This window comes from Chitinophaga silvatica (genome assembly GCF_003419895.1).
GTDB classification, from domain to species: Bacteria; Bacteroidota; Bacteroidia; order Chitinophagales; family Chitinophagaceae; genus Chitinophaga; species Chitinophaga silvatica.
In genome coordinates, this window is the sequence record NZ_QPMM01000011.1 from 1 (window position 1) to 15,479 (window position 15,479).

Annotated in this window: 10 protein-coding genes; 9 read left to right on the forward strand and 1 reads right to left on the reverse strand. The window is 41.0% G+C overall.

Annotated features, from left to right (window positions below; genetic code table 11):
- Nucleotides 1-198: 198 nt before the first annotated feature.
- Both DVR12_RS19570 and DVR12_RS19575 read left to right on the forward strand, forming a co-directional pair.
- Complete coding sequence (locus DVR12_RS19570) at nt 199-1,707, forward strand: hypothetical protein (protein WP_116977493.1); 1,509 nt, start codon at nt 199-201, stop codon at nt 1,705-1,707.
- A gap of 2 nt (nt 1,708-1,709) precedes the next feature.
- Complete coding sequence (locus tag DVR12_RS19575; protein WP_116977494.1) at nt 1,710-2,588, forward strand: lipase family protein; 879 nt, start codon at nt 1,710-1,712, stop codon at nt 2,586-2,588.
- A gap of 3 nt (nt 2,589-2,591) precedes the next feature.
- Here the strand turns inward: DVR12_RS19575 and DVR12_RS19580 are convergent, their stop codons facing one another.
- A complete protein-coding gene (locus tag DVR12_RS19580; protein WP_116977495.1) occupies nt 2,592-4,190 on the reverse strand; it encodes a hypothetical protein in 1,599 nt (532 codons plus the stop codon).
- A 356-nt stretch (nt 4,191-4,546) separates the two neighbouring features.
- Between DVR12_RS19580 and DVR12_RS19585 the strand changes: the two genes are divergently transcribed.
- From DVR12_RS19585 to DVR12_RS19615, 7 genes are all read left to right on the forward strand, one after another.
- Complete coding sequence (locus DVR12_RS19585; RefSeq protein WP_158563310.1) at nt 4,547-5,134, forward strand: RNA polymerase sigma-70 factor; 588 nt, start codon at nt 4,547-4,549, stop codon at nt 5,132-5,134.
- 64 nt (nt 5,135-5,198) lie between these two features.
- On the forward strand, nt 5,199-6,389 hold the full coding sequence (locus DVR12_RS19590; RefSeq protein ID WP_116977497.1) for a FecR family protein: 1,191 nt from the start codon (nt 5,199-5,201) through the stop codon (nt 6,387-6,389).
- Between the two features lie 225 nt (nt 6,390-6,614).
- On the forward strand, nt 6,615-9,917 hold the full coding sequence (locus DVR12_RS19595) for a SusC/RagA family TonB-linked outer membrane protein (RefSeq protein ID WP_158563311.1): 3,303 nt from the start codon (nt 6,615-6,617) through the stop codon (nt 9,915-9,917).
- 10 nt (nt 9,918-9,927) lie between these two features.
- The gene (locus DVR12_RS19600) at nt 9,928-11,379 is read left to right on the forward strand and encodes a RagB/SusD family nutrient uptake outer membrane protein (protein WP_116977499.1); all 1,452 of its coding nucleotides are present in this window, start codon (nt 9,928-9,930) and stop codon (nt 11,377-11,379) included.
- Between the two features lie 27 nt (nt 11,380-11,406).
- Nucleotides 11,407-12,174, forward strand: a complete 768-nt coding sequence (locus tag DVR12_RS19605) for a hypothetical protein (RefSeq protein WP_116977500.1) — start codon at nt 11,407-11,409, stop codon at nt 12,172-12,174.
- 29 nt (nt 12,175-12,203) lie between these two features.
- On the forward strand, nt 12,204-13,139 hold the full coding sequence (locus tag DVR12_RS19610; RefSeq protein ID WP_116977501.1) for an ABC transporter ATP-binding protein: 936 nt from the start codon (nt 12,204-12,206) through the stop codon (nt 13,137-13,139).
- A complete protein-coding gene (locus tag DVR12_RS19615) occupies nt 13,139-15,463 on the forward strand; it encodes an ABC transporter permease subunit (RefSeq protein ID WP_116977502.1) in 2,325 nt (774 codons plus the stop codon). The genes DVR12_RS19610 and DVR12_RS19615 overlap by 1 nt, the downstream gene beginning before the upstream one ends.
- Nucleotides 15,464-15,479: the final 16 nt, after the last annotated feature.

The window sequence follows — 15,479 nt, forward strand, 5'->3', positions numbered from 1 at the left end:
GTGGAGTTTTTCCTATTTAGATTATACAAGCTGTATGCGTAAAATTTATGCCATCCCCCAAGTTTTCAACTTGATCCTGTATGGGCCAAAAGCCAGGGATATGATACTACCTTAATTACTGACGAGAATGGCCCGGCTACAATCGCTGATGTCAGCAAAGCAATTGCGGGTTATGCAGAAGCAGATACTTATGACCAGATGATAATATTTTTTTCTGGTCATGGAGTATGGAAATCGGTTAACTCTGAATTATGGCTGCTTTCTGGTGCTACCCGCAATGCCGGTGAGGCGATTAATATTAACGCATCTGCCTGGGCCGCGGAGAATGGTAATATTCCCCATGTAGTATTTATTGGCGATGCATGCAGGACAAACAGTTGTGATCCACTTTTAAATCGTGTACATGGAAGTGATATTTTTCCAAATGTTACCTCCTATGCAATCGTACCTGAGGTGGACCGATTTCATGCAACTAAAGTAATGAGTCCTGCCTATGAAAGCATGGAGAAAGGAGAGAGTGGAACCGCATTTGGAGTATTTACCCGCTGTATCCTTAACGGTTTACATGGTAATGTTATTGAAATTCTGCAACCTTATAAAGCAGATGGTGGCAGTACCAGAATTCTGCTTCCCAGAGCATTGAAAACTTATCTTGAAAAAGTAGTTCCTCAGGAAGTCAGTAAGTTGGATGCCAGGCATACACAACAACCAGTATCTTACATACAATCGGACTATCCTAAATTTTTAGCAAGGTTTGGTAAAGGAAATGATACGAATCTTTTTCCACCTCTAACCTTCCCGGAGGCCGAGTTTTATAATGCCGAAGAATCTACGAACCATTCGGGTATGGATGGCGTATTTATTGGTGGTAATTTGACACAGAATATTGATCCACGTTTATATGAAACCCCTGAAAGTTATTTAGGTAAGATTAACATACCTTTTTTACACTTTCTAATAGAACGAAGAGGAGGAGTTATTATTGATGGAGCTCATGATGTAACAATAGAACCAAGTTGGCCAAGTGCATACCTGTTTAGGAATGGCGAGATTACTTTTGCTGAAATACCGCCGTATTATCGTAACTCTTTTTTACTATTACGCCTGGGAAACGGAAACAGTGTACCTATAACCATACTAAAAGACTTTATAGTAATAGTTTTGTTAAAGGACGAGCAGGTAACGAATATAAGATATGAGCCTACACGGAATAATCAAAGTTATTTGGACAGTTTTGAGCGCCGGTCACTCATTCAGGAAAAGCGGGCCTTAATTGCAACGGCTATGGAGTACGGTGATTTCAAGATTACCGGAAGTATGCAGGAAGTGATAAACCAGGCTGGTTATTTACGTTATGACAATGCCTTTGATCCAACACTCGGATTATATGCAAGTTATGCATACGCTCAAATGGGGAGGCAAAAGGGAATAGGTAAGATTTATGAAGATATGAGCATGGAACCTGAACCGGTTCTGTTTGATGTTGAGTTATTGAATTTTTTGTCGACAATCAGATTTCAGCGTAGGTACTTTAACAAACGTAAAATTGGCATTGCTCCATTGTTAACGCAAGGCTGGTCATATTTTCCAATTGATTTCTCCTGTTTCCCTCAGCGGTTTGAAATATTGATCAAGGACCTGGTACCTGGCTTGTGGACAACATTTAATGCAAAGGGTACCCGTTTTATTTCAAAAACGTTACGATAGACATGGGTACAATCATATTCATACATGGAAGGGGGCAGCAGGGATGTAATCCATCGGAGTTAGAGAAAGTGTGGACAACAGCTTTGGAAGAAGGGTTGCACAAAACAGGATTATCGCTACCAGAGGACACCAGAATAGTGTTCCCTTATTACGGAGATATTCTTAATAACCTTGTTAAAGAAGGAAGTGGCACATTGGAAAAACTTCTGGAGAAGGGTGATCCAACTGAAGCTGAGATATATTTTTTGCGAGAGGTACTACAGGAGTTACTGGATAACGCGGGTGTAAACAGTTTACAAATCCTGGAGAATTATGATGAAAATGTTGCTGAAAGGGGGCCTCAGAATTGGGGATGGGTGATAGCAATGGCAAGAACGGTAGATAGGATCCCTGGTTTAAGAGATATGGCATTGAATCTGGCAACATCGGATGTTTACCAGTACCTGAGTTTGCCACAGGTTCGGCTGGCGGTTGGCAGACACGTATCGGAACTGATTGATGATAAACCTTGTGTTATTGTTGCTCATTCTTTAGGTACCGTAGTTGCATATAACGTGTTACATCAGCTGCCAACTGCTAATATTGATACACTGATTACACTTGGTTCTCCATTAGGTATTCGCGCCGTAAAAAACTATCTAACTAAACCGCTAATGATGCCATCCTGTATCGGCAAACTATGGTTTAATGCTTTGGATAGAAATGATATTGTAGCTCTTAAACCATTAACCAGACAACATTTTCCTGTAACTCCGGAAATCGTTAATAAAACTGATTTGGTAAATGGAACCTCAAATCGTCATGGTATTGAGGGATATTTAAGTGATCCGGAGGTTGCAGGGATCATTTATCAGGGGTTGAGAGAAAACATAGAGGGTTAATTATTATAATATCTTAAAGGAATCAGGATGAACATTAAAGGTAGATTCGAAGGTCTGACAAACCCAATTCTTCATTTCATCTTTATTAATGTTTGTAGATAACCATTGATAATCATAAGTAAAAGGACCATCAACGGCTATCCATTCTCTGACCATTGTGTAGAGCGTATTCCAGCCGAAAAAGTTGTTAAAGGTATCATTCACTCGTTCAACGGTGTACTTCTTACAAGCAGAATGGAATATATTTCCATTTTCATCATCAATAAATAATGCCTTATGTTTTTCAAATAGTTCATATGATTCAACCAGGCTAAATTTATTTTCTGGAAATTCAATCATATGTATTCCTGGCCAACAGAAAAATTGAGGGTGTTTGGCTTTATCTTCCTGAAAGCGCAGAAACTTTGAAAAAAATAGCCGGATTGGTAGGTTGGATGATGTGTACTGATAGCTTTCCTCTTGCTCGAGCAGTGTTCTAATACTTGGTGATTTAATCCAGTTTAATATAAAGGTTGCACTTTCGTGCGGGGAAAAACAACCTATAGAACTAGAGAGTTTTTCGCTAAAATAAATGTATTCGTCCTTTGAATAATTGCGAATCGCTTTTTTTACATCGGGATGGTAGTCTCTGATCATTTGGCAGATTAGCGTGAAGCGATAACCAGGGTCATTTGTGATAATAAAAACCTCATGATGGGTCAGATCAAATGGAAACCCATCTACTGGATTGATGGCAAGATCACAGACTAATAAAAACAACGCTATAAGAGGATGATCTGGAGTGGCAGGAAAAGCCTCTCCCAGAATTTCCAGAAAAAGAGTAAATGCATGATTATAAATTCCTTCAAGCATCCCGGCTTTGTGAAATGCATTAAAATCTAGTTTCCCGCCACTAGCAAAATATAGATACTGTAACTGTGAGAATCTGGCCTGTCCTTCAAATATGGATCTGGTTCCAAGAGGTGGCATAGTGTTGGGCGACCCATAGTAAAAGCTTTCAGTTTTTGAATCTTTTAATTTTCTAAAACCTTCACCCCAGTTGTTTATATTAGGTAAGAAAGATAAATCCGGATCAAAAGTTGAGGCTAATGTCCAGTTGGTGGCACCCCACATGATATGATAAGAATGGCCCCAGGATTCGAAGTATGGATTAGCTGTAAATCGTTCGATTCTAGAGGGATCAAAAGCTATTTGGCTGGCAAATTCTATGTCATACCAATTATTAAGTATTTGGTTAATGTTTTCATCTTTAGCGTCTGCAGCATTATACTTCAAGATTGATTTAAATGGTCCGATTGTCTCCAATACCTTTTTCAATATTGAGTATACAAGGTGATGCTGAACCGGAAACTTTAAACTGGAAACCAAGCCAAAATTAGAGCCAACATGCTGCCACCAGTGGATTGTCTCATGTAAATAGGTTGAGTAAGCCTGGAGTTGAGTGGCAGTAATATCTGAAGCCGTATAAATGCCTAAGGGCAGGTCATTTAATTCTCGTTGAATATCTTTTCTTAATCTCAGAACAAATTGCATTGGGTTATAGAGCCCTCTGGGTTCTCCGATATTTTCTGATGATAATAATTCAGGGTTTAATTTAATCATGGTTAAAGGATTTTATACCACAGGAAAGAGTTATTCTAATTTATCAATAATACTTTTTATTATTGATATTAATCAGTGTTAAAATTATTTAATATAATCCTCTTTTCTACTCAGATACAGTATTTTGCTCTCTTTAATATAAGATAATAATATTTTAAGGCCACTCATTGACTTAAAATTTATTATGTAAATGTTGCTATTGGCTTTTATATAGTATGTCTAACTACCGGATAACCGATTTTGTATAAATATTTATACCTGTTACTTCCAGAATTCCACTTCCGTTCGTCAATTGCATTTTAATAGCTTAATTTTTTAATTATTTTTACACCTCAACTAAAATCGGGTTTGCAAACTTGTCGCGGAAACCAACTTATAATGAGTATCAGCTTTTGCGCGGATTAACTGCGGGAGATACATTGCATTATTCTTATATCTTTAAAGAGTATTATAATGTGCTTTGCCACTACGCCGAAACAATCATCGGCGAACCTGGGCATGCCGAAGATATTGTGCAGGACGTTTTTGAAAGATTATGGCAGAAGCCATATGCTTTCGAGGATCTACGGCATCTGAAAGATTTCCTGTACAAGGCTACACGTAATGCCGCTCTTAATTTCTTAAAAGGGGCACAGCATAGTAAGGAACGACAGGCCAAATTTCTTCACGAACAAGAAGCATCCGGTACAGAGGAAGACCTGGAAATTATCCGCATGGAAGTTTTCAGAGTGATTTACCGCGAGATCAACAACCTCCCTGAGCAATGCGGGAAGATAGTGCGTATGAGTTATATTGATGGACTGAAAAACGAGCAGATAGCCGAAGCCCTTTCCATTTCTCTCCAAACAGTTAAAAATCAAAAAACCAGGGGTATGAAGCTGCTGAGAATGCGCGTATCACCTGCTGTTATTACCCTATTCTTATTATTTTCCCACCACTCATAATTTTTTTTCGATTCCTTTAGTACGATCGGAACATCATGTTGTAATAATGTAAATTGATTAGAACATGGCGTCTTCTTCAAACGATCCATTCCTCATTGCAGGGCTTATTTCCCGTTCGCAACAGGGGATACTGACGGCCGATGAGCAGGAGGTACTGGATGCCTGGATCGCTGCCAGTGAAAAAAACAGGGAGTTGTGGATGGAATTGAACAATCCCGATGTGCAACAACAAAACGTGCGTGCATTGGCCAGGTTTGACGAAACCGCAGCACTGGAACGTTTTCTTTCCAGCAAACCTGCAAATTCAAAAATACACCGGATGCAATTCCTTCGCACATGGAAATGGGCGGCCGCAGTATTTGTACTGGCATTAGGAGTATCAACTTATTTTCTGCTCTCACCAAATACAAGAATTGCTGGCTGGAAGTCTGCCCAACACGATATTCCACCTGGTAAAAATGGTGCTATCCTAACATTGGCAGATGGTACACAACTGGTATTAGACAGTTTGGGCGAAGGAAAAATCGCAACACAGAATGGAACACAAATTTCACTGAATAACAACGAGCTTAAATACGACGCTACCGCCGCAACAGACGGAATAGCATATAATACCATCACTACGCCTAAAGGTCGCCAGTATCATGTTGTTCTTCCCGATGGCACGGAAGTATGGCTGAATGCAGCATCTTCTATTCAATATCCTGTCGCTTTCAAAGGACGGGAACGAAGAGTAAAAATCAGTGGGGAGATTTATTTTGAAGTAGCCAGTAAGAGCTGGCAGCCATTTGTAGTGGAAACCAACCAAATGAAACTGGAAGTGTTAGGTACTTCATTTAATGTGAATACCTATGATGATGAGAAAACAATCCGCACAACACTGATGACAGGTGCTGTGAAAATTACACCTCGGCCAGGCGATATAAAAACCATTCAGCCGAAGGTGCTGGTGCCCGGCCAGACTGCGGATTTAAGCAGAGAAGATGCTTCACTGACTGTAACGGAAACGCCGGATACAGACAAAATCATAGCATGGAAAAACGGCCTGTTTAATTTCGATGGCATGGATTTATACAGTGTAATGCGCCAATTGGCAAGGTGGTACAACATAGAGATACAATACATTGGAAAGCCGGATAATGTAATCTTCAAAGGGAAAATGCATCGTAATACCAATTTGTCGGATGTATTAAAAGTATTGGAAACGATGGATGTTAATTTCGAATTGAAGGGGAATATTTTGTATGTAAAATAGCAGATAGTAAGATGTTGCTTAAACAAAACCGGAAGTGCTTGCGACACTCCCGGCAGATGTTCAAGTAATGTAATAATCACAATCAGGTTAAAGACTGCTTATTTGTTCACTTAAACACTCCGTCCTTATGAGAAGGACGGACTATGCAAAGCTATGCCAATTATTTTTTATTGCAAACGGGTTCCATATAGCTGGAAACGTGGCTCAACCAAATCTCTGTTAGTCATGAAACTAACATTCTTTCTTCTTACCGCTGCTCTGTTGCAAGTATCTGCCAGAGGCCTTTCTCAGAACATAGACTTTAACGGTAAAAACGTTGCACTGGAAAAAGTTTTTGCAGCTGTAGAATCACAAACCGATTATGTTTTCCTGTACAAGGCTACAGCTTTATCAATGGCAAAACCTGTCACTATCAGTGCCAGGGGAATTGACTTAAAAGCTTTTCTCAACAAGGTATTCGAGAACCAGTCACTGAACTACAAGATCATCGACAAAAACATTCTGGTTTCTCAGAAAGAAATCAGATCCGCTGAAACAATTCAAACTGTTGATACACTGCCGGCAAAACAGGAATTGATAAATGTCTACGTCTATTCTTCCGGTTTTACGCCACTGGGCAGTGCTACTATTAGCAATCTCTCCGACAAGCGGAACTATCTGACCTCGGGAAGTGGATTAGGGGTGGTGCCTGTAAAATTAGGTGACCAGATTCGGATCAGCTATATCGGGTATGTGGACCACGTATTTACAATAACAGAACCGATTATTACTGTAAAATCATACAGCTCGGAGCTGGTGCTCTCCGAAAACAAACTGGATGAAGTGCAGATCACTGTTTTGGGTACTACAAATAAAAGAATCGGAACAGCCAATATTGCTACAGTGAAAGCCAGTGATATTGAAAGACAACCTGTCGTAAATGCGCTGGATGCCATCGCAGGTCGTATTCCCGGCCTCCGGATCAGCCAATCGACAAACACAGCAGGAGCCAGGAAAGTAGAGCTACGTGGACGAAATGTACTGAACGAAAACATGTTTACTGATCCGCTGTACGTTGTTGACGGATTACCGATTGCTACTTTATCCGTTAATCCATTTGGTACGGATATCCCTGTTAGTGGTGGTTATTTAAATACCGAAAATCCTTTGTACATGATCAATCCATTGGACATTGAAAGCGTGGATGTGCTGAAAGATGCAGATGCTACCGCATTATACGGTTCCAGAGGTGCAAACGGCGTAATTCTCATCACTACCAAAAAAGGAAAGCCGGGTCCTACCAGGTTTAATGTAAGCTACTCCAAAGTTTTTTCGGGGGTGCAGCGTTACATGGATATGATGAATACCGAACAGTATCTGGCAGTGAGAAAGGAAGCCATGCTCAATGATGCAGCTTTTCCTACCATGGATAATGCCCCTGACCTTACAATCTGGGATCAGAAAGCTTATACAGACTGGCAACGCACTTTCTTTAAAAATGAGCAGTCGGATGATGTGCAATTGAGTGTAGAAGGTGGGCTGCTACAGAATACATATCGCGTTAGTGTAGGATATACCTCCACAACAGAAATGTACAACCAGGGCAGGGGGAACAATCGTTTAACAATGGGATTGTCTTTCAGCCACCGTAGCCCGAACGGTAAGCTGAAGGTAGACCTTTCTTCAAACAGTACTTATTCCAACAATGAAACTGCTACTGCGATAGACTTTTTCTCCCTTGCACCCAATGCTCCCGGTATTTATGATGAGAACGGGCAATACAATTTTGTTCCGTACAGAAACCAGTTTGGAACCATCTATCCATTCAAGAATATTAAAGACTGGGGAGAGAATCAAACGCTGAAAAGTCAGACTAATGTTGGATTTACTTACGAAATATTCAAGGACTTGTCGGCGGGTGTTAGTATTAATGGAGAATTTTTCAGCATTAAAACCGGCTATTATACTCCTAAAGCCGGGAAAGATCCTTTATTCTTTCCCCTGAGCATGGCATTTTTTACTAATGGTAGCGGAAAGAGCCTGTTGGTAAGGCCGAATATCAACTATATAAAGCTCTTTGGTGGCGCAAGAGTATCTGTTTCCCTGGCAGCAGATTACAGTTATGCTGATCAGGGTGTGGCATCAGTTATAGGAATGTTGTACTCTAACGATAATCTACTTAAAAGCCACTCAAATGCCCAGGCCGTAAAAGCCTTAAATAATTATGCAGAGCTGAAGGTTGCTTCCCTGTTAGCAACGGTTGCCTTCGACTGGGAAAATAAATACATAGTTAATTTAAACGGCAGAAGGGACGGCTCGTCACGCTTCGGTGACGGAACTCGTTTCGGGAACTTCGGATCTGCCGGAGTTTCATGGGTTTTATCTAATGAAGAATGGTTTAAGAATGCTAAAATGGATTGGCTGAGCTTTGCCAAAATCAGATCTACCTACGGTGTAATGGGAAATGCCAATGTGGGTGACTACCAATACCTCTCTCGCTGGTCGAATATTCCAACGGGTGCTATGGATAAATTGCCGGATTATGATGATCAGACCATTTATACACTCATACAACCCGTTAACCAGAAGTTTAGCTGGTCCAGTGCTAGTAAGTTCGAAGTTGGTGCCCAGATTGGATTTTTTAACAGCAAATTGAACATAGAAAGCAACTTCTATATCAATAAGGACGGAAAGCAGTTGACAAATATTACTACGCCGGTTTTCACAGGTTTTCCTTCTGTGGTGGGCAACTGGCCTGCTGTTATCCAGAACAGAGGGATGGAGCTGATGTTGAATGGAACAATCCTGAACACAAAAACCTGGGGTCTGACAGCACGTTTCCATGTAAGTAAGAACAAAAATACACTGGTGGCTTTCGAAGGGTTGGAAAGTTCTCCTTACCGCGATCTGTATAGAATCGGAACTTCTATAACTGCTAAGGCCTACTCACACTACATCGGTATCAACCCAATGAAAGGAACACCTGAGTTTGAGGATTATAACGGAGATGGGATTAAATCCAATGGGATGACTAGCTCGAACTTTCCGGACACAGACCTGGACGATCATTACCGGGTAATTGACCTGAATCCTAAATATTACGGAGGGATGGGCTTTCGGATAGACTTCATGAGGGTATTGTCGCTGGATGCACAATTCACCTTCGAAAATTCCCTGGTTCAGGATAAATTGAATAACCTCGGGTATGGAGGTATGTCCAACTCAGTGTTGTATAAAGAAATCGAAAACAGCCATTGGAAGCAACCGGGAGACAAAGCACTTTACGCAAAGTATTCCACTATGAATGGCGGCGCATTTTTCGGTTCGGATGCCTACTATGCCAAAGGTGCTTTTATGAGCCTGGATAATCTTAGTCTATCGTACAAGCTGCCTGCAATATGGTTAAAGAAGGTACACATGAAGGACGGAACTATCTCATTGAATTCATCAAAGATTTTCAAACTCTCGCAATACAGAATCACGGATGTTGAATTGGGCACTACACCACAGATTAGAAGGATTGCTGCTAATCTGAGATTAAGCTTCTAAAATCAATCGTATGAAAAGAATTATTTTCAATATAACTGCAATTGGTGTTTTATTGGTAGGCCTGCTGGTAACGGGTTGCAATAAAATGCTTAATATAAAGGACCCGGTAAATTCGATCACTACCAACCAGGTTTTCCTGTCCGATGATCAGGCTTCCATTGCACTCAATGGTTTGTATTCTTATCTGATCAATGGAGGAGAACAAGAAACCGGTTTGCCTGATGTATTGGGCAACAATTTGTATAGCGCCGGAGGTATTACGCTGGCGGCCGGGCATTTGGCGGATGAATTGTATCATCCATCACTCAGTGGGAACGATGCATATTATGTGGAAACAACCGCCAGGGTTACATTGTTGAAACTTGGCTACTCCTATAAATTATGGAAATCTGCCTATAAGGGTATTTTCAATGCCAACGCGCTGATAGAAGGTGTGAATGCTTCTACATCAAAAGAGTTTACGCAGGCTTATAGGAAACAAGTGCTGGGCCAGGCACTGGCAGTAAGAGCAATGGGATATTTCTACCTTGTAAACCTGTTCGGAAAAGTTCCTCTCGCCTTATCAATCGATTATAATAATACACAAAAACTCCCTTCTGCCAGCCCTGACGTTGTATATCAGCAAATTATCAAAGACCTGGAAGAAGCGTCAGGGTATCTTTCTGAAAATTACGATGGAAACAACACCGAGCGCATTCGGATCAATAAATGGTATGTTAAGGCAATGTTGGCAAGGGTGTATCTGTTTACTAAAGATTATGAAAAAGCCTACCAGCATGCTAACGATGTGATTAACCGGACAGATTTGTTTCAGCTTGAAAGTCTGAATAAGGTATTCGGCATATCCAGCCGGGAAGTTATTTTCCAGTTGAAGCAGATCAATGATGTGGCGTTACGCGGTAATGCCACACCTGAAGGCTACGTTTTGACAAACCGCTACCTTACGCCGCAACTAATGAATGCTTTCGAAGAGGGCGATAACAGAAAGACATCATGGACAGTGGCTATCACATCTACACCTGCAGGTTTTTCTCCGGCTAAGTATAAGATCAATATCAATAACAATGAGTTTGGAGGATACAGGTCCGAATATTATGTAGTCATGCGGCTTGCAGAAATGTACCTGATAAGGGCAGAAGCTAATATGTTGCGGAGCGCGGCCAATAAAAATACCGTGATCGATGATCTGAACACTATCAGAAAACGTGCAGGGTTGAATGATCTTCAATATACTTTAACCGATCAGCAGGTAACGGATGCCATCGCTCATGAAAGACGTATAGAGTTGTTTGCAGAATGGGGACATCGCTGGCTGGACCTGAAAAGGACAAACAAGGCTACGGAAGTGCTTTCAGAGATACCTTACAAACAACCATGGAGTCAGCACCAGTTGCTATATCCAATTCCTCCGGAAGAAATCCGCTACGCTAACCAGCTCACCCAGAATATCGGCTACAATTAAAAAGTAATCACCATTAAATCAAGAAAGATGTTTCAATTCAGCTATAAAAAATATTTCAAAGCGGGGGTGTTAGTAGGTGGTATGCTGATGTTTGGTATTTCCTGTAAGAAGGATTCTCCAAAAGAACTATTTCCAGCGTCTTTGACAATTGTAAATGGAATTAACGACAATTCCTCCTTTCTGACTGCCTATTTTGGAAATTCGCAACCCAAATTCTATATTAGGCTGTCTTATATTAGTAATGGTAGCTCTTTTGATTATGCTACCGAGAAAATGAACCAACCGCTTACGTTATTCAAAAACAACGATACACTACAGCCTAATAAACCTTTCCTAAAAACCAACTTAGAACTGGAGGCAGGCGGAATTTTTACGCATTTTGTTTACGGTAGCCCAACGCAGGTGAAACAAAAGACCATAAAGGAACAACTTCCTTCCCGTAGCCTGAACGACAGTGTTGCCAACCTTCGAATCATCAATCTTTTCGATAACAGACCTATCGATGTGGTGCAACTGGAGCCGGTACCAGGAACTATGGTTACGAATCTGGCATATGAGCAACTGTCCGATTTTATAAAGGTTCCTGTTAATGCATCTGTAATGAACTTTCGTTTCGAAGTGCGAGATCATGCAACAGGTGCTAAGCTGGCCACCTTGTCGGAAGTAAATATTTATCCGGGTTCTACTACGCAGAATTCCCAATGGTTGTTCAAGGCACGTACAATGCTGGTAACCGGAACATGGACCGCTGAGGGTGTTTTTTCGGCCAGGGCAAAAAGTATCGGTCATTTTTAATCCAAGTTTTAAATCATAAGTAACATTATATGCAGCCTATATTAAAGGTGGAGAACCTATCGCATAAGTATGCCAGTTCCTGGGCAATACGCGAAATAAATTTTGAGATCAATGATACCGGTGTTGTCGGATTGTTGGGTTCGAACGGAGCCGGCAAGTCTACCACCATGAATATCATTTGCGGAACTTTGCTGCAAACAGAAGGAAATGTTTCTATCAATGGATTAAACATCAAAGATGATCCTATTGAATATAAAAAACAGATAGGCTTTTTGCCACAGCAGGCGCCTTTATATATGGATTTTACAGTGCAGGAGTACCTGGAGTATTCCGCACAACTAAGACTGATGGATAAGCGTCAGATCAAAGGAGCAGTAGAAGAAGTGCTGGAGAAAACATCTATTACACAGATGAGATCACGTTTGATAAAAAATCTGTCTGGTGGTTATCGTCAGCGGGTAGGCATTGCGCAATCTATAATCAATAAGCCGAAAGTGGTGATCCTCGACGAACCCACCAATGGTCTCGATCCCAATCAGATCATTGAAGCAAGGAAACTGATAAAAGAAATTGCGCAAGACCGTGCGGTATTGTTATCGTCGCATGTATTGTCTGAAATTAACCTGCTCGCCAAAGAGATCATCATGATAGAATCCGGGCAGGTGGTATTTTCTGATACACTCGATGCTTTCAATAATATTCTCCAACCCAATACCATGGTGGCCAAAATGCTCCATATGCCTGCACCGGAAGAATTGATGGCAATAGAAGATGTACAGAAAGTAGAGTTGCTACCAGATAACAAATGCAGGATCTATTTCCAGCCTAACGACGATCTGGCTGAAAGAATTGTGAGGAAGAGTGCAGAGAAAAACTGGAGACTCACTTCTATTCACACAGAATCTTCCGGTATGGACGATGTATTCAAACAATTATCATCAAATTCTTCTTCAACCTTACACTAATGAGAGTAGTTTTTAATATAGCGCGGGCAGAATTACGGTATTTTTTCTTTTCGCCGATCGCATGGTTTGTATTGATTATATTCCTGATGTCTAGTGCGGGCATCATCATGGGAAACTTGGCGGATACTGCATTGGAGCAAGACACTATGCTTGAGTTGCAGGGGGATGCTTTCAGTGGATTCCTCAATATACCACTGACCAAATTGGTAATCGGCAAGGGGCTCGATACGTTGTTGATGATCTTCTTTTTGTTCATTCCGCTGTTGACCATGGGCGTGATCAACCGTGAATATGCTGCCGGAACAATTAAGTTGCTTCATTCATCGCCTGTAAAAACACGCCAGATTATCCTGGGTAAGTTTCTGGGTGTATACAGTTTTGTATGCCTGATGATCCTGATTTTCCTTACAGAAGTAATCGTATTGACCTTTTCAATTAAGAATGTAGAGTTCCTGCATATAATGGCAATGGTGCTTGGTTTCTTTTTACTGGCTGCTATGTATGTAGCAGTAGGGATCTTTATATCCAGTTTAACAGCTTACCCTATTGTTGCCGGGATAGGAACATTTGCAGGGCTGATTATGTTCACATCTCTGGCGCTGATGTTTCAGGGAACTGATTATCTGAGAGATGTTACCTATTTCCTTTCCAGCTCAGGGAGGGTAGAGAATTTGCTTTTTGGCTTAATTACAACAAAGGATCTTGTTTACTTCCTTAGTATTACTGCTCTTTTTATCATATTCACCATCATCAAAACGAAATCCGTTACTGAGTCGAAGTCATGGCGTGTATCGGCAGGCAGATACCTGATAGCGTTAGCGATAACGGTTGTTATACTCGTGGTTACCTCATTACATGGGTTGATAGGCTATTGGGATGTAACAAGAAGCAAAATAAATACGCTGCATGAAAATACCCAGGGAGTATTGAAGCAGTTGGATGGATCTCCGCTGAAGATAACACTCTATACTAATCTGTTAGGATATAATCTGGGCAGTGGCTTGCCCACAGCGCGTAATAACTATCTGTGGAACTTCTGGGCCAAGTATCGCCGCTTTTATAATAACATGGAGTTTGAGTATGTGTATTATTACGATGTGAACAAGGGCGATAGCTCAGTATTTCTGATGTACCCGGGTAAATCGATTGATGAAATAGCAGAGAAATATGCGGAAATGTTTAAAACCAATCTCTCTGGCTATAAAAAACCAGCAGAAATCAGGAGCTTGATTGACCTGGAGTCGGAATCGAAAGGTTTATTGATGCAGGTGGAGTATAAAGGGAAAAAGACATTCCTGAGAACGTACCAGGACCCGGAGGTTTTTCCAAATGAAAAGCATGTTTCCGGCAGTCTGTTGCGTATAATAAATGATACAACTCCCACTTTTAAATTTCTTACAGGGCACTATGAGCGTTCGCCGCTTAAGTCTGGCGAACGGGAATATGGAAACCATACCGTCAATAAAGCATCCAGGGGCGCGCTGATTAATCTCGGATTGAATTTCGATACCATCCCTGTCTTGAGTTCCAATAATTTTAACCACGATGACGTATTGGTGATATCAGATCCGAAAACAATATTGGATAAAGCCATTATCGATAGCGTTAAACAGTATATCGACAAAGGAGGAAATGCTATGTTCTATTCCGAACCAGGCAAGCAGTTTATCATGAACCCGATTCTGAATCATGTGGGGGTAAATGCGGATGAAGGCATCATTGTACAGGTAAATCCGCAGGATATGCCGCATAAGTTTGCCGGATTGATTTCTAAGAAAGGTACTGATATGGCTGATGAGCAATCGTTTTTCTACTTCAGGAACGGTATCATCAAGACCTGTAAAACAGCTATTACTGGTGCCAGTGTATTAAGCTATTCTGATACCACAGGATTTAAGGTAGAACAGATTACCACTTTACATAACAATGAAAATACCTGGGTAGAAAGAGGTGTGTTGGTAGTGGATTCCGCAGCGCCTGTATTCAATACCGCAGAAGGAGATTACAGAAAGGAAGCTCCTTATACTGTGGGCCTTCAGCTTACCCGCAAAATCGGCAACAAATTGCAGAAGATCATTATTTCCAGCGATGCGGACATGATGTCTTTGATTAAAGGGGACGGAATGGATTATGGAAATGCGTTCTACAGCTACACAGTTGATAACAGGCTACCTGTTTACCATAATTTCAAAGTGCCAACGGATATATGGTTGACGATCAAAAAGGTTCCAGCCAAAACATTGAAGACGGTGCTCCAATATGTGATACCTGCCTTGATTTTGGTTGCAGGTATCGTAATACTGATAAGAAGAAAACGCAAATAGCGGGTACTTTAATTGT

Bases quoted from the DNA above. Each gene is read 5' to 3' on its own strand.
- DVR12_RS19590 (WP_116977497.1), top strand. From the start codon at position 5,199: ATGGCGTCTTCTTCAAACGATCCATTCCTCATTGCAGGGCTTATTTCC.
- DVR12_RS19570 (WP_116977493.1), top strand. From the start codon at position 199: ATGATAATATTTTTTTCTGGTCATGGAGTATGGAAATCGGTTAACTCT.
- DVR12_RS19580 (WP_116977495.1), bottom strand. From the start codon at position 4,190: ATGATTAAATTAAACCCTGAATTATTATCATCAGAAAATATCGGAGAA.
- DVR12_RS19595 (WP_158563311.1), top strand. From the start codon at position 6,615: ATGAAACTAACATTCTTTCTTCTTACCGCTGCTCTGTTGCAAGTATCT.
- DVR12_RS19575 (WP_116977494.1), top strand. From the start codon at position 1,710: ATGGGTACAATCATATTCATACATGGAAGGGGGCAGCAGGGATGTAAT.
- DVR12_RS19615 (WP_116977502.1), top strand. From the start codon at position 13,139: ATGAGAGTAGTTTTTAATATAGCGCGGGCAGAATTACGGTATTTTTTC.
- DVR12_RS19610 (WP_116977501.1), top strand. From the start codon at position 12,204: ATGCAGCCTATATTAAAGGTGGAGAACCTATCGCATAAGTATGCCAGT.
- DVR12_RS19605 (WP_116977500.1), top strand. From the start codon at position 11,407: ATGTTTCAATTCAGCTATAAAAAATATTTCAAAGCGGGGGTGTTAGTA.
- DVR12_RS19600 (WP_116977499.1), top strand. From the start codon at position 9,928: ATGAAAAGAATTATTTTCAATATAACTGCAATTGGTGTTTTATTGGTA.